We start from the raw sequence: 19,615 nt of genomic DNA, 5'->3' as shown, positions 1-19,615 counted from the left end.
CGGGCACCGGCATGGCCGCCGATCCGGCCTTCGCCGCCCGCCACTCGCTCACGCCGCAGGAGGGCCGGGCCGCGTTCGGTGCCTCGTTCGACCTCGGCGGTGCGGTGGTGCTCCTCGGCTCCGCCACCCGGGCCGGCGACGGTGCCCCGGTCCCGGCGGCGCACGGCTCCCCTCACCAGGAGGTCGGGCCGAAGGGGGCCGCCGGCCTCGGCTCCGCGGCGCCGGATCGTGCACGGGCGGTCTCTGCGGTCTCCGGAGCGTTCCGGGCGGTGCTGGGCGAGGACCCCGGGGAGGTCGCACTCGAGGCACTGGGCCTGGACTCCATCACGGTCGCCGAGCTCGCCGCGGCGATCGAGTCCCGCACCGGCAGCCCGCTGGACCCCTCAGTGCTGTTGCGGGCCCGCGGCGTCGCCGACGTCGCCGACGTCGTCGCCGGCACGGCACCGCGCTCCCCGTCGACCACGACGGACCACACCCCCGCGGCGACGGCACCGGGGGCCGACCTCCGGACCCTGCTGACCGAACTCGACGACACCCCTCGCACGGACGGGAAGGCCTGACATGTCCGACCACCCGACCCATGACCTGGCCGTCATCGGCCTCGCCGTCCGGCTCCCCGGAGCAGAGGACGTGACCGACCTGCGCACGTTCCTGGCCGGCGACACCGTCGCGGTGTCGCCGGTGCCGGCCGCCCGCTGGGCGCCGGGCCTGCTGCCGCGCCCGGGCCTGCGCGGGGGCTTCCTGCAGGATCCGCACTCGTTCGACCACGAGGCGTTCGGCCTGTCCGCCGAGGACGCGGTCCGCATCGACCCCCAGCACCGCGTGATGTTGGAGATCGGGGCGCGCGCCATCGAGGAGGCCGGCTATCGGGGCCGCCGGCGGCTGCGGGCCGGGGTGTTCGTCGGCAGCAGGATGAACGCCTACGGCTACGACGCGGCCCTCCCGGGCCCCGGGTCCCCCACCGGGCCGCCCGCCGCCACGCTGTGGGGCCGGTCGCAGAACTTCGCCGCGGCCTGGCTGGCCGACCGGCTCGACCTGGCGGGGCCGGCGCTGGTGCTCGACACGGCCTGCTCGTCCTCGCTCACCGCCCTGTGGGCGGCCTGCCTCAGCCTGCGCAGCGGTGACTGCGACCTGGCCGTGGTCGGCGGCGTGGACCTGCTCGTCGACCCGCTCACCTACCGACTGCTCGACGGGGCCGGGGCCCTGTCCGCCGACGGGCTGTGCCGCACGTTCGACCGTCGCGCGGACGGTTACGTCCCCGGGGAAGGGGCGGTCGCCCTGGTGCTGAAACCGCTGGCGGCGGCGCAGCGCGACGGCGACCGTGTGCTCGGGACGATCGTGCACGTCGCCGCCAACAACGACGGCGCGACCATGGGTGTCACGACGCCCAACCTGGAGGCCCAGGTCGAGCTCCTCGACGGGGTCTACCGGCGGGTCGACCCCGACACGGTCCAGATGGTGGAGACACACGGCACGGGCACCGCGATCGGCGACCCGATCGAGGTCCGCGCCCTCTCCGAGGTGTTCACCCGGCACGGGATGGCCCCGGGTTCGGTCGCGCTCGGCTCACTCAAGAGGCGGATCGGGCATCTGCACTCCGCTGCCGGCCTGGCCGGGCTGGCCGGCCTGCTCTGCGCGCTCGCCGAGGAGATCGTCCCCGGCCTGCACGTCGAACAGCCCAACCCACGCCTGCAGATCGACGGAGGGCCGCTGCGGCTGACCGGGGCGGCCGAGACGTGGCCCGCGGCGACGGTCCGAGGGGCCGGGCTGAGCGCGTTCGGCTTCGGCGGGACGAACGTCCACGCCGTGGTCACCGGGGCGCCGCCGGTCCCGCCGCGTGCCGGCACCGGCCCCCACGTGCTCACGCTGTCCGCCCGGACGCCGTACGGGGTGCGTGAGCTCGCCACCCAGTGGCTGGAGCTGCTCCCCCGGCTCGGTCCCGGTCTCGACGACGCCTGCGCCACCACCCGGCTCTCCCGCCCGCACCTCGCGGCACGGATCGCGGTGTCCGGTGACGGCGCCGACGCGCTCGCGGCAGCCCTGCGGGACACGCTGTTGCGCACCGGGCCGGGGTCGGCACCACACCGGGCACCGGCGCCACCCGTCCCGGGCGGCGACGCCGGGACCTGGCTGCCCTGGCTGGCCGAACAGGTCCCGGCCGTCGCACGGCTGGTGGACCGGTTCGTCACCGCCACCGGGGATCCGATCGGCGCCTGGGGGGGCCCGCCGTACCGCGCTCTGCGGCGCGATCGCCTGGCCGGTCGCGCTGGTCGCCCTGGGGGCACCCGACGCGGCGCTCCCCGGGGAGGGGCCGGGTGCGGTGACCGCCGCCTACGCACTCGGCGACGACCCCGACCCCACCGCGGCGGTCGCGGCGCTGCTCGCCGCCGGCACCCCGGTCGAGGGCCCCGGTCCTCTCGACGGCACGACCGGCCCGGCCGACGTCGCCGGCAGGATCGCCGCGGTCCTCGCCGCCCTGTACGCCGACGGGCACGACGTGGACTGGAGCCGCCACCGCGCCGGCCGGCCGTTCCGGACGGCCGAGGTCCCGATGACCCAGGCCGACGGGCGGGTGCTGGACCTGCGGGAGCCGCAGCGGTCGGCCGAGTCCGGCGGGCCGCTGCGGGTACTGCAGCCGCTCGGGGCGGACGGCTTCGCCTTCGAGCGGGTCCACGGCCCCGGCGAGGTTCCCATCGCGCAGCACTCGGTGTTCGGCGAGGCGATGCTGCCGGGAATGGCGTGGCTGGACCTGCTGAGGGCCGGAGCGGTGGCCGCCGGCGGGACGTTCGGTGGCCTCGCCGACCTGGTGTTCCACCGCCCGTTGCGGGCGGCGCAGCCGGAGGTCGTGACGTGCAGGACCACCGGCGACGGCGCCTTCGAGCTCCGGGGACCGGACGGCCCGTACGCGCACGGGCGCTACGTCACCACCGCCGTCGCCCGGCCCGCCCGTCTGGACCTGGGCCCGCTGCTGGAGACCTGCGGGCCACTGAGGTCCGGTACGACGCTCTACCGCAGACTGCGTGCGCTCGGCTATCGGCACGGCCGCTACTACCGCAACATCTCGTGGGTCGCGGCCGTACCCGACGGCACGCTCGCCCGCGTCGAGGGAGCGCGTCAGCGCAGCTGGAACGACGACGGGGTCGAGCTGTTCCCCGGCCTGCTCGACAGCGTCACGATCGCCGCACTGGACCTGGACCATGCGATCGCGGGCCGGGCCGACGCCCCGGTGTTCATCCCCTTGTCGATCGGCGCGGTGGAGGTGCACGGATCTCTGGAACGAGCCGCGTTCGTCCACACCCGGGTCGGGTTCTGGAACGAGGAGGCCTGCCGGGTCACCCAGACCGTCACCGACGACGCCGGGTCGGTCGTGATGGTGCTGCGTGACATCTCCTCGAAGCGGGTACCGGCAGCCGCCTTCGCGCCGACCGATGCGGCGACGTCCGCGCCGACGGCGCCGGAACGGGCCCCCACCCCGGCGGAGGTCACCGCCGAGGCGGCGGTTCCGGCGGTTCCGGCGATCGGTCCGTCCTCGCGGACCGGCGTGGTGGCATCGTCCGGCGCGGACGGGCGACCGGCCCCCGCCGTGGTGCTCGACTGGTTCCTGGCCGAGGCCGGGCTCGGTCACGACGACACCGACGAGGAGTTCCTGTCCACCGGGTTCGACTCGGTGGGCCTGGTCGACCTCAGCGAGCGTCTGTCCCGCGAGCGCGGCCTGTCGCTCTACCCGACGGTGTTCTTCGAGTTCCCGACACCAGGACGGTTCGCCGCTTTCCTGGCCGAGGACGCGCCGGAGCTGGTGCGCGCGCTGCGGGCAGAGCGGCCCGGCGCCGGCGGCCGGACCGACGACGCGTCCCGACAGCCGACGGGCGGCCCGCCACCCGCGGACCCACCCGGCTCGGACCGGCCGCCCGTACCCCCGTCGAGATCCCTGGCCGCGGGGCCGACCACCCCGGCACCGGTGGCCGCCACACCGACGCCGGCACCCACCGTGGCCCCGGCGGGCGAGCCGGCCGGGAGACCCACCGGCCCGCGCCCGGCCGACCCGGCGGACCGGGATCCGTCGCGCGACGTCGCGGTCGTCGGCATGGCCGTCCGTGTGCCCGGTGCCTCCACCCCCGAGCAGATGTGGCAACTGCTGCGGGACGGCGTCGACACCGTCGACGAACTCCCCGCCGGCAGGTGGGCCGGCCACCCGGACTCCGCCCCACGCGCATCGTTCCTGCCGGAGGTCGACCGGTTCGACCCGACACCCTTCCGGATCTCGCCGCGCGAGGCTCCGATGATCGACCCGCAGGCCCGGATCGTCTACGAGACGATCTGGGAAGCGTTGGAGGACGGCGGTCGGATCGGCCCGCGGGCCGAGGGCAGCAGGACCGGGCTGTGGATCGCCTACAGCCACGACCACTACCACGAGGAACGCGCCCGGCTCGGTGTCGGTGACGGCCGCGGGCTGGGCCTCGAGGCGATGATCCCGAACCGGCTGTCGCACCTGATGGACTGGACCGGACCGAGCATGGTGGTCAACACGCTGTGCTCCTCTGCCCTGGTCGCCCTGCACACCGCGCTGGCGCACCTGCGCTCGGGGGACATCGACACCGCCGTGGTCGCCGGGGTGCATGCGGCGATCAGCCCTGAGTACTTCGCCTCGATGACGGCGATGCGGGCCCTGTCCCCGCAGGCCCGGTGCGCCGCCTTCGACGCGGGTGCCGACGGTTTCGTACCCGGTGAGGGTGCCTCGGCCGTCGTGCTGCGCCGCTCGGCCGACGCCACCGCCGAAGGCGACCGGGTCCGCGGACTCGTCATCGGCGCAGCCGTCAACCACGGCGGCCGCACCAGCCGGTACTCGGCCCCGAGCCCGACGGCCCAGCGCGACGTCATCACCGCGGCACTGCGGGACGCCGACGTGTCGCCGGACTCCATCTCCCTCGTGGAGGCACACGGCACGGGCACCACGCTCGGCGATCCGATCGAGGTCGACGGGCTGACCCGGGCCTGGCGTCGGCACACCGACCGCCGCCAGTTCTGTGCCATCGGCTCGGTCAAGTCGAACATCGGCCATCTGGAGCCCGCCGCCGGTCTGGCCGGTCTGGTCAAGGTCCTCCTCGCCTTCGAGCACGCCACGATCCCGGCCACCTTGCACCTGACCAGGCCGAACGACCACATCCGGTTCGAGAACACACCGTTCTTCCCCGCCGTCGACGCGCTGCCCTGGCACCGGGGCGACGGTCCCCGGCGCGCGGCCCTGTCGGCGTTCGGGATGGGCGGGGTGAACGCCCACGTCGTGCTGGAGGAGCCCTCCCCCCTGGTGCGACCCGCCGTTGCGGCCGGACGCAGCCATGTCCTCACCGTGTCGGCTCCCACCGAGGACGCCGTGCGGGACCTCGCCGACCGCTACGCCCGGTCCGTCACCGCTCTCCCGGACGACGACGACCTCGCCGCCGTCGCCTGGACCTCGCGTGCGGGGCGGGCCCGCCAGCGCCACCGCGTGGCGGTCCACGGCACGACGCGCGCCGAGCTCGCCGCACGGCTCACCGCCGTCGCGACGGGGGCCGCGGACGCGGCACCGGTCATCCGGACGGGTACGGGAGCAGGAGGTCCGACGGTGTTCCTGTTCACCGGCCAGGGCTCCCAGTACCCGGGCATGGGCGCCGACCTCTACCGCGACGAGCCCGTGTTCCGTTCCGCCGTCGACGACTGCACGGCGATGCTGGCGCCCTGGCTCGCGGTCCCGCTGCCGGAGCTGCTGTTCCGGTCCGAGGCCGGGGTGCTGACCCGGACCGACCACGCGCAGGTCGCGATCGTCGCCGTCCAGGTCGGGTTGGTCCGGCTGCTGGACTCCTGGGGGATCCGTCCCGGGCACGTGATCGGGCACAGCGTCGGCGAGCTCACCGCCGCATGGGCCGCGGGGTGCCTCGCGCTGCCCGACCTCATGCGGGTCACCGCCTGCCGGGGGCGGGCCATGCTCGCCCAGCCGGCGCCCGGCTCGATGGCCGTCGTGCACGCCGACCGGGTGACCGTCGCCGAGATCCTGCGCGACCACCCGGGGCTGGAGGTCGCCGCGCACAACGGGCCGCGCAACACCGCGGTCGCCGGCCCGCGGGAGCACATCGTGGCACTGCGGGACCGGCTCACCGCGACGGCGCAACCGGTCGCGGTGACACCGCTGAGTGTCAGCCACGCGTTCCACTCGCGGGACATGTCGGGCGCCGTGCCCGCGCTGCGGTCGGAGCTCGCGACGGCCGGGTTGCGGCCACCGGAGATCGCCTTCACCTCCACCGTGACCGGGACCCGGCACACGGCGGAGACCGCGACCGACCCGCAGACGTGGGCCGACGGTCTGGTCGAGCCGGTGCTCTTCCACGAGGCACTGACCGAGGTCCACCGGAGCCGGCCGGCGGGCTACTGGGAGATCGGGCCGCAGCCCGTGCTCGCCCGGCTCGCCGCCGACCTCACTCCCGAGGCGGGGTTCGTGCGCTCGACCCTCGCCCGCGGCCGTACCGACGCGCTGTACCGGCACCTGTGCGACCACCACAACACCACCGACCCCGAGGTCGTCCTCGCGGGCACACCGCGGACGCCCGGGCCGGGTATCGCCGACCTGCCCCGGTTCCCGTTCGCCCGGACCCGCTACTGGGTCGACGACACCGGACGTCAGGACCGAAAGCCGACCGATAGGACAACCCTCTAACGTCGACGACCGGTTCCCCCGCGACCCCGGAGAGTGAGTACGTCCATGACGGAGTACGGCCTGAAGCGACACTTCGACAGCGGAGCGGCCCGCCTGCTCGGAGACCTGGTGACGCAGGTGCACCCGCAGTTCGACCTCGAGGGATACGTCACCGAGGTCGCGGCGCTGGTCCCCCCGCTCGAGCTGAAGGACCGCGTCCGGGTCCTCTCCGACGGCCTGCGCAGCAGGCTCCCGCAGGACTATCCGCAGGCCCTGGCGACGTTGCTGTCGATCCTCGGCGAGGAGCTGGCCGAGGGCGACGGAATGTTCAACACCAGCTGGTACCTCATGCCGGTGGCCCGGTTCGTGGAGGACCACGGTCTCGGTCACCCGGAGATCTCGCTCGACGCGATCGAACAGATCACCCGGCGGCACACCGGTGAGTACGCGATCCGGCCCTACCTCGACCAGCACCACGAGATCACGATGGAGCGGGTCCGGACCTGGGCCGGATCACCGAGCCTCAACGTGCGCCGGCTGGCGAGCGAGGGGATCCGGCCGCGGTTGCCGTGGGCGCGGACCCTGCACCGGTTCGTCCAGGACCCCACCCTTGTCCTGGAGGTACTGGAGGCACTGCGTTCGGACCCCTCGCCCTACGTCAGGAAGTCGGTCGCCAACAATCTCAACGACATCGCCCGCGACCACCCCGACGCCGTACTGGACGTGCTCGAACGGTGGGCCGCGGAGAGCCCGACCCCGGAGACGGAGTGGATCAGCAGGCACGCGCTGCGGGTTCTGGTGAAGAACGGCGACCAGCGAGCACTCGCCCTGTCCGGTGTGACCGGGGGCGAACACGTCCGGGCGGACCGGCTGGTGCTCAGCCCCGCCACCATCCGGCTCGGCGAGTCGGTCACCCTGCGTGCCGAGATCCGCAACACCGATCGGCACGCGCACACCGTCGCCGTCGACTACGTCGTGCACCACGTGCGCAACAACGGGCGCACCCTCCCCAAGGTCTTCAAGCTCGCCTCGGTCGAGCTGGGGCCCGGCGAGAGCCGGGTGGTGGAGAAGCGCCACCCGGTCCGGGAGATCACGACCCGCCGCTACTACCCCGGTACCCACGTCATCGACCTCCAGGTCAACGGTCGGGTCGTCGCCGCCGACGGATTCGAGCTCGTCACATGACCAGCCGGCGGACGCTCACCGCGGACGATCCGGTGGTCGCCGACCACCGCATCGACGGGGTCGGGGTGCTCCCGGCGGCGGCACAGATCGACCAGATGCTGCGGGCCGTCAGTGCCGGCGCACCCTCGCGGCGGTGGTGGCTGGAGCACGTGGTCCTCGCCGAGCCGCTCGTCGTCACCGACCGCGGGTCGGCTCTGGAGGTCGACGTCGCTGACGACGGCGCGGTGGTCCTGCGGGCCCGCCGGGCGGACGACCCGGACTCCCCGTCCCGGCTGCATGCCCGTGCGGTCGCGGCCGGGGCACCCCTTCCCCCGCCGACCTACCTCGACACCGCCGCGCTCGAGGCCTCCGCCGGACCCGAAGCGCTGCTGGCGGTCCTGGACGGCTGGCGCGCGGGCAGCGGGATCGTCTACGGCGAGCGGTACCGGGTGATGCGTTCGCTGCGACGCGACGGTGACCGGATGTTCGCGGTACTGCGACCGACGACCGACGAGCCCGGCGCCGTGATCGACCCGGCCGTGCTCGACGCCCTCCTCCAGGGGTTGGGGCTGCTGGACGACGGCGCCGCCGGGCGCTGCCTGCCGTGGTACATCGGGCGGATCTCCGTCCGTCGTCCGGTCCGGGGAACACTGCTGGCCCTCGTCGAGCGGACCCCGGGCGGCCCGGACGCCGCCGGATGCCGGGGGCGGGCGACGGTCTGCACCGAACAGGGTGAGGTCGTCCTCGAACTCGACCGCATCGTGCTGCGGACGGTCGGCCCGCCGGGCCGCACCGCCGCCGGTATGCCGACCCGCGCGTCCGGGACGGCCGGCTGCACGACGGTCCCCGGCTGGCGGGCCGCTCCGGCACCCGCGCCGACACCTCAGGACACCTCGAGGATCCTGGTCCTGGGCGACGCCCCCGGGATCAGGGGACCGGTGCGACGTCTCGGGCTCGAGGTCATCACCGACGGGACATTGCAGTCCCACCTGGCCGAGGAGCCGCCGGAGCTCGTCGTGCACGCCCCGGCCCCCGGCGGGGACGCGTGCACCCAGGTGCTGCAGGCGGCCGCACTGGCACGCACGCTGTCCGGCATCCGACCGTTCCCCGCCCTGACCGTCGTGACCCGCGACGCCCACGGGGAGCGTCCCGATCCGTCGCACACCGCGCTGTGGGGCCTGTTCCGTTCGGTGCGGACCGAGCACCCCCGGACGCCGGTCACGCTGCTGGACCTCGGCGGCGAACCGTCGGGGTCGTTCTCCGTCCCGCACGACGGCGGCGAGTACCGCCGGCACGGCGACGAGCTGCTCGTCCCCCACCGTCGCGACGCCGGCCCCGGCGACGGGCCACCGTTCGACCCGAGGGGGCGGCGCGTGCTGGTCACCGGGGGTCTGGGCGGACTCGGGCTGCTCGTCGCGGAGCTGCTGGCGGAGCTCGGGTGCGCACACCTGACCCTCGTCGGCCGCACCGCGCCGTCGGGGCGTCGGGGGGAGCGGATCGACCGGCTGCGCGAGCGGTGCGAGGTCCAGGTCCTGACGACGGACGTGGCCGCTCCCGACCCGGCGCTGGGTCGGGAGCGCTTCGACCTGGTGATCCACTCGGCCGGGGTGCTGAGGGACGGCCTGGTCCGGACGCTCACTCCTGAGCGGATCGCGGAGGTCCTGGCCCCCAAGATCTCGGGTGTGCAGGCACTCGATGCGATGCTCGACCGCGACCACCGCCCCGGCGCGGTGGTGCTGTTCAGCTCGATCAGCGCGGTCGAGGGGAATCTGGGCCAGAGCGCGTACGCCGCCGCGAACGCGTTCCTCGACGGCTACGCGGCCCGCCGCCGCTACGACGGCGAGCACTGGTGGAGCCTCGACTGGGGCCTGTGGAACGCCGGGATGGGCGAGGGCGTGGTCACTGCGGCCGCGGCCCGCGGCATCCCGGCGCTCGAACCGGACGCGGGTCTGGCGCTGCTGCGTGAGGTGCTGACCCGCCCACCCGGCCAGTACGTCCTGTCCGCACCCGCCCGACCGAAGGACGAACCGATGACCAGCACGCTGGACACCACCGACGCATGGACGTCCGTGAGCGCGATCCTCACCGGCACGATGCACCTGCCCGCGGTCGCTCCGGGCGACGACCTGCTCGAGCTCGGGCTGGACTCGATGATGGCCGTCGAGATCACCGCCGGCCTGGCGAAGGCCGGCTACGAGCTGGACCCCGCGCTCCTCTTCGAGCTGACCAAGGTGCAGGACCTGCTGGACCACCTCCGGTCCCTCCCCGTGCCTGCCCCGACTCCGGGCGGCGGGGCCCCGTCCGTGCCCACGACCGATGCCGGGGCCTCCTCGGTCCCGACGTCCGCACCTGCCGGATCCACGACCTCCGACGTGCGCCCCGCGTTCCGGCCCGACTGGGACCGTTTCCGTACGGAGCCGGTCGGTCCCGGGCACCCCGCGCCCGCCCCCTCGATCACACTCTCGTCGACCACACCCCCGTCGACCCCGGCCGCGGTGATCGCGCCGGCGCCCGCGGTGGTGCCGTCACCGCGCCCGGTCCCGGCACCGCCCGCGGTGACGCGGCCGATGCCGCACACAGCAGCGGCCGGCGCTGTGGGATCGGACGTCCTCGACCGGCCCGGCCCGCGCCCCGAGGGAGGCGCAGCAGGGGCCCCGACCGGGCCTCGGAGCGTGCCGGGACGCACACTGCCGGGCCGGCTGACCGACCGCCCCGGCGGGGGCTTCCTCGACCGCCGTATCGACGACCTCTCCCGGGAGGACCGGGCCGTCGTCGCCGAGGGTCGCTACTTCTACGAGCCGGTGGTCGAGGAGGAGACGGGCTCCTGGATCCGCTTCGACGACCGCTGGTACCTCAACTTCGCCTCCTACAGCTACCTCGGCCTGATCGGGCACGACTACATCGGGGCCCGGGTGCAGGAGGCCGTGCGCCGGCACGGCACGGGTGCGCACGGTGTCCGCCTGCTCGCGGGCACCCTCGGCCTCCACCGCGAGCTGGAGCTCGCGATCGCCCGGTTCCTGGGCACGGAGGACGCCATCGTCTACTCCAGCGGGTACATGGCGAACGTGGCCACGGTCGGCGCACTGGTGGGGCCCGGCGACACGGTGATCGGCGACGTCTACAACCACGCCAGTATCCTCGACGGGTACCGGCTGTCGGGGGCCCGGGTCCTGACCTATGCCCACAACGACCTCGACGATCTCGAGCGGGCGCTGCGCCAGTCCGGCGACGGCGGCAGGCTCGTCGTCACCGACGCCGTGTTCAGCATGGACGGCGACATCGCGCCGCTGCCGGGCATCGTCGATCTCTGCGAACGCTTCGACGCCCCGCTGATGGTGGACGAGGCCCACAGCCTGGGGGTGCTCGGCCGGACCGGACGAGGCATCACCGAGCACTTCGGCATCGGCGCCGACCGTGTTGCGGTCAAGATGGGAACACTGTCCAAGACCGTGCCCAGCGCCGGCGGCTACGTCGCCGGGAGTGCGGACCTGGTGTTCGCGCTGAAGAACAACGCCCGCGGCTGGATGTTCTCCGCCGCGGTCACCCCGGCGAACGCGGCCGCCGCGCTCGCCGCCGTCGAGGTGATGACGGCCGCACCGGGGATGGCCGAGCAGCTGCGCGGCCGCACCGGGCGCTACCGCGACGCGCTGCACCGGTCGGGCTTCGACACCCTGCACAGCGAGTCGCCGGTGGTGCCGGTCCTCTGCCGCGACGACGGCCAGGCCCAGGACCTCGCCCGGCTGTGCCAGGCCGACGGGGTGTTCGTCCAGCCCATCGTCTACCCGGCCGTGCCGCGGAGCCTTCCGCGGCTGCGGACCATCGTGAACCTGTCCCACACCGATGACGACATCGACCTCGCCGTGGAGGTCCTGACCCGCGCCGGCCGCCGGCTCGGGCTCGTCTGATCCGTCCGTTCCGTCCCGAAGGGAAGCATCATGGGTGACATCAACGGCAAGGCGTTCTTCGGTGCCGTGCTGCGGGCAGTGGCCTGCACGCGCAACCACAACGACGACTCGGCCGAGTACGAGGCGGGGGTCATCGTCCCGGCGGGACGGATCCGTGAGATCGAGACCGAGATCGGCGACCGGGACCCGACGACGTCGGAGGTCGAGCAGGTGCTGGCACTGCTCGACACGGTCCTGACCACCAAGCGGACCACCGCCGAGGATCGCGCGTTCCACACCGGGCACATCTCCCGGGTCTCCGGCCTCTCGGTGGTCCGCGCCGGCGCGGCGGTCTGAGATGACCGCGGGTGGGCCGGCCGGGCCGCCGCCGGCGTGGTTCTCGCACGAGCTGTGCTTCTGGCACGACCCCGGTGCGGGCAGCGGTCATCTTCCCGTCGGACCGGGGGTGGAGCCGCTGCGCCAGTTCGCCGTCGACCCCGACCTCCGGCGTGCCGAAGGGCTCGTCCGGCTGTCGGGCGTCCTGGACCGGTTCACCCGCCACACCCCTTCCCCCGCGCCCGATGCGGACCTGCTGCTCGTGCACACGCGCGAGCACGTCGACCGCGTCGAGGCGACCTCGGCCCGGGGCGGCGGCGACGCCGGGGTGTACGCCCCGGCAGGACACCACAGCGCGGCCGCCGCGCGGCTGGCCGTCGGTGCCTGCACCGCGGCCGTCCGGGAGGTGCTCGCCGGCCGGCACCGGCGCGCCTACTGCCTGGTACGCCCGCCCGGTCACCACGCCGAGCCCGACCGGGCCATGGGGCTGTGCCTGTTCAACAACCTGGCCGTGGCCACCCGGGTCGCCCAGCAGCAGGGCGCCCGCCGGGTACTGGTGGTCGACATCGACGTGCACCACGGCAACGGACTGCAACGCGTGTTCTGGGAGGACCCCGACGTCTGCTACGTGTCGCTGCACCAGGACGGACTGTTCCCGCCCGCATCGGGGACCGCCGCCGAGACGGGGTCCGGAGCGGGCGCGGGCACCACCATGAACGTGCCGCTGCCCGCGGGCACCGGACACGGCGGGTACGTGGCGGCGGTGGAGTCGCTCGTCCTCCCGGCCGCCAGGGCCTTCGGGCCGGACCTGATCCTGGTGGCGGCCGGACTCGACGCGGGCGCACACGACCCGATGGGGCGGATGATGGCGACCAGCCGCACCTTCCACACTGTCGTGGGCGCCCTGTGCGACCTCGCCGACGAGCTCTGTTCCGGGCGCATCGTCCTCGCACACGAGGGCGGCTACTCCGCGTGGTACCAGCCCACCCTCCTGCTGTCGGTCGCAACCGCGGTGGCCGGTCTGCCCGCCCCGGACGACCCGTTCCTGCACTCCCTGGAGAACCTTCCCGGGCAACGACTCACCCCGCACCAGCGGCGGGTCGTCGATCACCTGCAGGCCCGTCATCCGCTGCTCGCCGCGCCGGCGGTGGTGTCATGACCGGCTGGCTCGCCGCGCTCGGCCGCCGCACCGGCCGGAGCCGGCCGCAGCCCGTCGGTCGGATCGTGGTCCTGCCGCACGCAGGCGGGTGGCCGTCGGCGTTCCGGTCGTGGATCGGCCTCGTCCCGGCCGACGTGGAGCTGCTCGCCGCCCACCTGCCGGGTCGCGGGACACGCTCGACCGAGACACCGCTGCGCCGGACCGGGCCCATCGTGGCGCAGCTGGCGGACGAGGTCGCCGGTCGCGACCCGCTGCCGACGGTCGTGCTCGGGCACAGCTTCGGGAGCGTGCTCGCCTACGAGCTGACCCGCGCGCTCGAACGCCGCGGGATGCCACCGCGGCTCGTCGCCGTCTCGGCGCGCCAGCCACCGTGCTTCCCCAGCCGGCCGCCCTACTCGCACCGGCTGAGCGACGACGACCTGGTCCGCCACGTCCATCGCATCGGTGGCGCCCCCGACGGAGTCGCCGATCCTGGGGGGCTGCTCCGTCCCTCGCTGCCGGCCATCCGGGCGGATCTGGAGGCTCTGGAGACCTACCGACGTCCACCGAACGGGACGAACGTCCCGATCGTGGCCCTCTGCGCGACCGACGACCCGATCGTCATCGCCGAGCGCATGTTCCTGTGGTCGGTGGAGACGACCTCGGACTTCCGCAGGCTCTCGTTCGACGGCGGTCACTTCTACCTGTACCGCAGCTCCGCTGCGGAGACGATCGTCCCCGTTCTGCTCGACGCGCTCCGCGCCGACACGGCGGTGGGCCCGGCCGTGGCTCAGGTGGTGGCGTCCTCGGCGTAGAGGGCGGCGAACTCGGCCGAGGGTTCGATGGGGGTGATGACGTCGACGAGGACGCCGTTCGGATCCGCGACGATGAAGTGCCGCTGCCCGAACGGCTCGTCCCGCAGCTCCAGCTCCGGCGTCACCCCACCGTCGACGACGACTCGCTTCCACTCGGCGTCGACGTCGTCGACCTCGATGTTCACCAGGAGCCCCTGGACCGGCCTCCGGTAGGCGCTGGGCAGCGTGGGGTGATCGTGGGCTATCAGCGCGAGCTCGAACGGGCGGGAGCCGGGCGATCGGAGACTGACGTACCAGTCGGCCTCGAACGTCGTCTCGAAACCCAGGCGGTCGACGTAGAAGTCCCTCGACTGTTCGATCCGGTCCGTGCACAGGACCGGGTACACACTGGCTGGCCGCATGACTCTCCCCGTCGCCCAGAAGACCTGGCGATCATAGCGACGACCGACATGTCCGTGGCGTCCCGTACGGGCGATCTCGGCACCGGACCGTGTACGCCTCTCGACGCGCGCTCAGGCCGCGGCCGGGCTCATCGACCTCCACCAGACGCGGTTGCGCCTGTACCACTCGACGGTGCGCCGCAGCCCGTCGTCGAACTCGACCTGCGGCCGGTACCCGAGCTCGGCGCGGATCTTCGACCAGTCGACGCAGTAGCGGCGGTCGTGCCCCTTGCGGTCGGCGACCCGTTCCACCATCGCCTCCGACGCACCCACCAGCTCAAGCAGCCGGCGGGTGAGCTCGATGTTGCTGAGCTCGGTCCCGCCGCCGATGTTGTAGACCTCCCCGGGGCGGCCACCGACCGCCACCATGGCGATGGCCCGGCAGTGGTCGTCGACGTGGAGCCAGTCGCGCACGTTGCGGCCGTCCCCGTAGAGCGGCACCGGGCGACCGTCGAGGAGGGTGAAGACGAACAGCGGAACGAGCTTCTCCGGGTACTGGTGCGGCCCGTAGTTGTTCGAGCAGCGGGTGACGCAGACCGGCAGCCCGTGCGTCCGGTGGTAGGCCAGAGCCAGCAGGTCCGACGCGGCCTTCGACGCCGAGTACGGCGAGTTCGGCTCGAGCGGGTCGGTCTCGACCGACGCACCTGTCTCCACCGACCCGTACACCTCGTCGGTGGAGACGTGCACGAACCGCTCGACGCGACCCTCCAGCGCGGCCTGGAGCAGCACCTGGGTCCCGACGACGTTGGTCGAGACGAACTCGGAGGCTCCCTCGATCGACCGGTCCACGTGCGACTCGGCCGCGCAGTGGACCACCACGTCGACGCCGCTCATCGCCGCGGCGACGGTCTCGGCGTCGCGGATGTCGCCCGGCACCACCCGCAGGCGCGGCGAGTCGCGCACCTCGGTCAGGTTGGCGAGGGTGCCCGCGTAGGTGAGCAGGTCGAGGACCACGACCTCGGCTCCGGCGAGCGCCGCGTAGCGGTCGGCGAGGACGGCCCGGACGAAGTTCGAGCCGATGAACCCGGCACCACCGGTAACGAGAATCCGCACGTAGAGAACCTTCCAGGGGATCGGGGCTGTCGGCCGACCCGTGTCGGCCGGGACGTCGCCCACGGTGGGCCTCCCCTGTCCGCACCTCGTCCTCGTCGTGTCGCGATGGCGTCACAGTCCGCCGTGCCGGCCTGCTGCGACCCGTCGGCCGTTGTGACGCAATCACGACACGGCGAGCACACGGTGATGACCTCGCGCGAGCATCGTGGGGCGACGAGACGGACCTCAGGGACGGCGTCGCCGTCCGACGGCAGCTACGACGAGCGGGCTGCGCGAGACCCGAAGGAGCTCCGTGGTGCACCCCACCGATGTCTGCGCAGACGGGCACGTGATGTCCGACGCGGGTCCCGGCGCGCAGCTCGGCCGCCCTGCGCACGGGGCTCTGGGGCAGCGGTGAAAGGAATCATCCTCGCCGGCGGCAGTGGGACCCGCCTCGATCCGCTCACCCGGGTCGTGTCCAAGCAGCTCCTGCCCGTCTACGACAAGCCGATGATCTACTACCCGCTCTCGACGCTGATGCTCGCCGGCGTCCGGGAGATCCTGGTGATCAGCACGCCCACCGACCTGCCGGACTTCCGACGGCTCCTGGGCACCGGCGCCGAGCTCGGCCTGGAGATCACCTACGCCGAGCAGCCCTCCCCCGACGGCCTGGCACAGGCGTTCGTGATCGGCGCCGACCACATCGGGGACAGCGCCTCGGCGCTGGTGCTGGGCGACAACATCTTCCACGGACCCGGCTTCTCCGGGATGCTCCACCGCAGCATCGAGGGCCTGAACTCCGGCGACGGCTGCGTGCTGTTCGGGTATCCGGTACGCGACCCACAGCGCTACGGAGTGGGCGAAGCCGACCCGCAGGGCAGGCTGATCTCCATCGAGGAGAAGCCCGCAGCCCCGCGCTCGGACCGAGCCATCACCGGGCTGTACCTCTACGACCAGCAGGTCGTCGACATCGCGCGTTCGGTGCACCCGTCGGCCCGCGGCGAGCTGGAGATCACCGACGTGAACCGGGTCTACATGCAGCAGGGGTCGGCGCGGCTGGTCGACCTGGGCCGCGGCTTCGCGTGGCTCGACACCGGCACCCACGAATCCCTGCTCGAGGCCGCCGACTACGTGCGCGTGCTGGAGAACCGGCAGGGCGTGCGCATCGCGTGCGTCGAGGAGGTCGCGCTGCGCATGGGCTTCATCGACGCCGACGCCTGCCACAAGCTGGGGGAACGCTACGGCGCCTCCGGCTACGGCGCCTACGTCATGGAGGTCGCGGCCACCTTCTGAGCGACGCCCCGGCGACCGCACACCGTCCATGAACAGAGTCAGCGACCACTCGACACCGGGCCGCGGTGGTGGCCCGGCAGCGGCGTGTCCGCTCGTGCGTCATGATGTTGACATGGCGCGGGCCCTGCTCATCGAGGACGACACGTCGGTCGCCGAGGGTCTGCGGATCGCTTTGACCCACGTGGGACACGTCGTCGACTGCGCCGTGACCGGCTCCGAGGGCCTGGCCCGGGTCGCCGGGGGCGACTACGACGTCGTGGTGCTCGACCTGATGCTGCCCGACATCGACGGGTTCGAGGTGTGCCGGCGGTTGCGTGCCGCCGGATCGATCCCCATCGTGATGCTGACCGCTCGTGACGACGACATCGACGTCGTGGCCGGTCTGGAGGCCGGCGCCGACGACTACGTCGTCAAGCCGGTCGCCGGTCGTGTGCTCGACGCCCGCATCCGGGCCGTTCTGCGACGGACGGCCGAGAGACCAGCCGTGACGAGCGACGGCCGGCCGGAGATCGTGCGACAGGGCTCGCTCACGATCGACCGGCAGGCCCTGGTCGTCACCTCTCATGATCGCGTGGTGACGCTCACCCCGACGGAGCTGAAGCTGCTGCTCGAGCTCGCGGACGCGCCGGGCCGGGTGCTGAGCCGCCAGCAGCTGCTGTCGGCTGTCTGGGACCACAGCTACCTCGGCGACTCCCGACTCGTCGATTCCTGCGTGCAGCGGCTGCGCGCGAAGATCGAGGACGACCCCTCGTCCCCCACCGTCGTGCAGACCGTGCGCGGATTCGGCTACCGTTTCGGCGGACCGTGACCGACCGCACCGTCGATGCTCAGCTCGCTCCTGACGGTGTTCGCGCGTGGCCTCTCCGTGGCCTGCGCCTGCGTCTGGTGGTCGCCTTCGCGATGCTCGGCTTCGCGGTGGCCACCGGCGTCGCCGGTGTCGAGTACATCACCGCGCGAGACGCCATCGTGCAGCGGGCCCAGGACATCGCGGTGGCCAGGTTCCTCCGCAAGGTGGAGTCGCTCAAACCTCTCCCCGTACGGTCCGAGGGAGAGCTGTTGTCCGTCATCGGAGCCAGGATGGGTAGCGGGCCCGAGTACCCGGTGCTGGTCCTCCGCGGAGACGGTCAGGCCTCGTACGGGTTCGACCAGACCCTGGTGTCGCCCCAACTGCGCGATGCCGCCGCTGCCGGATACCTGGTCTCACAACGGGTCCGCCACGACAACGCCACCTGGCTCGTGACCGGTGTCCAGCTGTCCATGCAGGATGGGACGGGACCGCCCGAGGATCCGTCGACCCGGATCAGTGTCTTCGTGCTCGACTCGCTGACCGGTGAGCAAGCGGTCGTGGACAATCTCGCTCGCGACGCCTGGCTGGTCGGCGCCGCGGGAGTGGTCGTGGCACTCGGACTCGCGATGTTCGCCGCTCGCGGAGTGGTGCGTCCGGTGCGCGCGCTGCAGCAGACCGCGGCTCGGCTGGGTGCCGGGGACCTCGAGGCGCGGGCGACGGTCCCACCTGGCGGTGACGAGCTCGCCGCCGTGTCCGCGACCTTCAACGAGATGGCGGACTCGCTCCGCGACCATGTCGTCCAGCTCCGTCGTATGGAGACCGACGCACGCCGGTTCGTCGGCGACGTCTCGCACGAGTTGCGCACCCCCCTCACCGCGATGACCGCCGTCCTCGACCTGCTCGACGACACGGCAGACCAGCTGCCCCAGGACGCCGCTCGGGCGGTCCGGCTCATCGGCGTCGAGACCCGCAGCCTGACCCGGCTGGTCGAGGACCTGATCGAGGTGACCCGCTTCGACGCCGGCACCGCCACGCTGCGGGTGGACACCGTCGACATCGCCGACGCGATCCGGGCCACCCTCGATCGGCGTGGTCTCGTGGTCGACACCGACCTGCCCGACGGTGTCGTCGCCGTCATCGATCCGCGACGGCTGGACGTCATCGTGGCCAACCTGGTCGGCAACGCCGTGCGGCACGGAGCGCCACCCGTGCTGGTCACCGCCGGTGCTACGGCCGACACCGTCACCGTGCAGGTGAGCGACTCGGGACCCGGCATCGACGAGAGCTCGATGGAGGACGTCTTCCAGCGCTTCGTCAAGGCCGACCAGTCACGGAGCCGCTCCGAGGGAAGCGGTCTGGGGCTGGCCATCGCCCGCGAGAACGCCCACCTGCACGGCGGCACGCTGACTGCCGCGAACGGCCCGGACGGTGGCGCGGTGTTCACGCTGCGCCTGCCGCGGTACCCGGAGGGGCGCAGGTGAGGCGGGCACTCGTCACCGCGGGGCTGGCCGGCCTGCTGCTGGTCAGCGCATGTGGTGTTCGCCCCGGCGGAATGAACACCGTGGCGTCGGCACCTGTCGAGGCCCAGGTCATGACCGACGACCAGGTCCTGTCCGAGGTCGACCCGAACGTCCGCGAGATCTACCTGTTGTTCCGGGGGAAGCCCACTCCGGTGGTTCGGTTCGTCGGCCCCGTCGACGACACCGACCTGCTGCTCGTGCTGCTCGCCGGCCCGACGCCGGCCGAACTCTCGACCGGCGTGAGCACCGAGCTACCTCCGTCCGTCTCCCTGGTGAGCGCCGAACGTTCGGAGCAAGGTGTCGTCGTCACCCTCGCGAACGGTGGGACGCCCCTCGGGCGGCTTGCCGAGCAGCAGATCGCCTGCACCCTCATGACGCCGGACCACACGGAGGCGATGGTGTTCCTCTACGAGCTCGGCACCCAACCGCGTCTGCTGGCCTGCGAGTACTGAACGACGGCACACCGTCGTAACCATGTCACCGGTGAGCCCGCGACCGTGACACGCTCGCGACACGGTCGGGACATGACCACCGAACGA

General features: G+C 73.2%; 13 protein-coding genes and 1 pseudogene. 12 read left to right on the top strand and 2 right to left on the bottom strand.

Annotation, left to right across the window (positions count from 1 at the left end):
* Positions 1-11: 11 nt before the first annotated feature.
* From Ae717Ps2_RS11335 to Ae717Ps2_RS11290, 8 genes and pseudogenes are all read left to right on the top strand, one after another.
* Entirely contained in the window at positions 12-560 is a 549-nt protein-coding gene (locus Ae717Ps2_RS11335; RefSeq protein ID WP_075333348.1) for an acyl carrier protein, read from the top strand.
* Position 561: 1 nt separating this feature from the next.
* Positions 562-1,854, top strand: a pseudogene (locus Ae717Ps2_RS40320) (polyketide synthase); the annotation flags it as partial.
* A gap of 466 nt (positions 1,855-2,320) precedes the next feature.
* A complete protein-coding gene (locus tag Ae717Ps2_RS11315; protein WP_075333347.1) occupies positions 2,321-6,688 on the top strand; it encodes a type I polyketide synthase in 4,368 nt (1,455 codons plus the stop codon).
* Positions 6,689-6,733: 45 nt separating this feature from the next.
* Complete coding sequence (locus Ae717Ps2_RS11310) at positions 6,734-7,852, top strand: DNA alkylation repair protein (RefSeq protein ID WP_075333346.1); 1,119 nt, start codon at positions 6,734-6,736, stop codon at positions 7,850-7,852.
* Entirely contained in the window at positions 7,849-11,736 is a 3,888-nt protein-coding gene (locus tag Ae717Ps2_RS11305; protein ID WP_075333345.1) for an aminotransferase class I/II-fold pyridoxal phosphate-dependent enzyme, read from the top strand. The genes Ae717Ps2_RS11310 and Ae717Ps2_RS11305 overlap by 4 nt, the downstream gene beginning before the upstream one ends.
* A 30-nt stretch (positions 11,737-11,766) precedes the next feature.
* Complete coding sequence (locus tag Ae717Ps2_RS11300) at positions 11,767-12,072, top strand: hypothetical protein (RefSeq protein WP_075333344.1); 306 nt, start codon at positions 11,767-11,769, stop codon at positions 12,070-12,072.
* Position 12,073: 1 nt separating this feature from the next.
* Positions 12,074-13,210, top strand: a complete 1,137-nt coding sequence (locus Ae717Ps2_RS11295) for a class II histone deacetylase (protein WP_075333343.1) — start codon at positions 12,074-12,076, stop codon at positions 13,208-13,210.
* Positions 13,207-14,004 carry a thioesterase II family protein gene (locus tag Ae717Ps2_RS11290; RefSeq protein WP_075333342.1) on the top strand — a complete coding sequence of 266 codons (798 nt, stop codon included), beginning with the start codon at positions 13,207-13,209 and terminating at the stop codon, positions 14,002-14,004. The genes Ae717Ps2_RS11295 and Ae717Ps2_RS11290 overlap by 4 nt, the downstream gene beginning before the upstream one ends.
* Here Ae717Ps2_RS11290 and Ae717Ps2_RS11285 read toward each other — a convergent pair.
* Together Ae717Ps2_RS11285 and rfbB are read right to left on the bottom strand one after the other, a co-directional pair.
* Positions 13,980-14,405 (bottom strand): VOC family protein, encoded by a 426-nt coding sequence (locus tag Ae717Ps2_RS11285; RefSeq protein ID WP_075333341.1) that lies wholly within the window; start codon positions 14,403-14,405, stop codon positions 13,980-13,982. The two genes, Ae717Ps2_RS11290 and Ae717Ps2_RS11285, sit on opposite strands and share 25 nt — an antisense overlap.
* 111 nt (positions 14,406-14,516) lie before the next feature.
* Complete coding sequence (gene rfbB / locus Ae717Ps2_RS11280) at positions 14,517-15,497, bottom strand: dTDP-glucose 4,6-dehydratase (RefSeq protein WP_075334242.1); 981 nt, start codon at positions 15,495-15,497, stop codon at positions 14,517-14,519.
* A gap of 393 nt (positions 15,498-15,890) precedes the next feature.
* Between rfbB and rfbA the strand changes: the two genes are divergently transcribed.
* The 4 genes from rfbA to Ae717Ps2_RS11260 all read left to right on the top strand — a co-directional run bounded on the left by rfbA (position 15,891) and on the right by Ae717Ps2_RS11260 (position 19,528).
* Complete coding sequence (gene rfbA / locus Ae717Ps2_RS11275) at positions 15,891-16,769, top strand: glucose-1-phosphate thymidylyltransferase RfbA (protein WP_075333340.1); 879 nt, start codon at positions 15,891-15,893, stop codon at positions 16,767-16,769.
* Between the two features lie 112 nt (positions 16,770-16,881).
* Positions 16,882-17,577, top strand: coding sequence for a response regulator transcription factor (locus tag Ae717Ps2_RS11270; RefSeq protein WP_020621698.1), 696 nt, complete (start codon positions 16,882-16,884; stop codon positions 17,575-17,577).
* Between the two features lie 77 nt (positions 17,578-17,654).
* Positions 17,655-19,037, top strand: coding sequence for a HAMP domain-containing sensor histidine kinase (locus Ae717Ps2_RS11265; protein ID WP_233147525.1), 1,383 nt, complete (start codon positions 17,655-17,657; stop codon positions 19,035-19,037).
* A complete protein-coding gene (locus tag Ae717Ps2_RS11260) occupies positions 19,034-19,528 on the top strand; it encodes a hypothetical protein (protein ID WP_020621700.1) in 495 nt (164 codons plus the stop codon). Before Ae717Ps2_RS11265 ends, Ae717Ps2_RS11260 begins: the two co-directional genes overlap by 4 nt.
* The last annotated feature ends 87 nt before the right edge of the window (positions 19,529-19,615 follow it).

This window comes from Pseudonocardia sp. Ae717_Ps2 (assembly GCF_001932475.1).
Taxonomy (GTDB): Bacteria; Actinomycetota; Actinomycetes; order Mycobacteriales; family Pseudonocardiaceae; genus Pseudonocardia.
The sequence above is the reverse complement of the archived record's forward strand: the minus strand, read 5'-3'. Positions and strand labels throughout refer to the sequence as shown.

Bases quoted from the DNA above. Each gene is read 5' to 3' on its own strand.
- Ae717Ps2_RS11335 (WP_075333348.1), top strand. From the start codon at position 12: ATGGCCGCCGATCCGGCCTTCGCCGCCCGCCACTCGCTCACGCCGCAG.
- Ae717Ps2_RS11310 (WP_075333346.1), top strand. From the start codon at position 6,734: ATGACGGAGTACGGCCTGAAGCGACACTTCGACAGCGGAGCGGCCCGC.
- Ae717Ps2_RS11305 (WP_075333345.1), top strand. From the start codon at position 7,849: ATGACCAGCCGGCGGACGCTCACCGCGGACGATCCGGTGGTCGCCGAC.
- Ae717Ps2_RS11300 (WP_075333344.1), top strand. From the start codon at position 11,767: ATGGGTGACATCAACGGCAAGGCGTTCTTCGGTGCCGTGCTGCGGGCA.
- Ae717Ps2_RS11295 (WP_075333343.1), top strand. From the start codon at position 12,074: ATGACCGCGGGTGGGCCGGCCGGGCCGCCGCCGGCGTGGTTCTCGCAC.
- Ae717Ps2_RS11290 (WP_075333342.1), top strand. From the start codon at position 13,207: ATGACCGGCTGGCTCGCCGCGCTCGGCCGCCGCACCGGCCGGAGCCGG.
- Ae717Ps2_RS11285 (WP_075333341.1), bottom strand. From the start codon at position 14,405: ATGCGGCCAGCCAGTGTGTACCCGGTCCTGTGCACGGACCGGATCGAA.
- Ae717Ps2_RS11270 (WP_020621698.1), top strand. From the start codon at position 16,882: ATGGCGCGGGCCCTGCTCATCGAGGACGACACGTCGGTCGCCGAGGGT.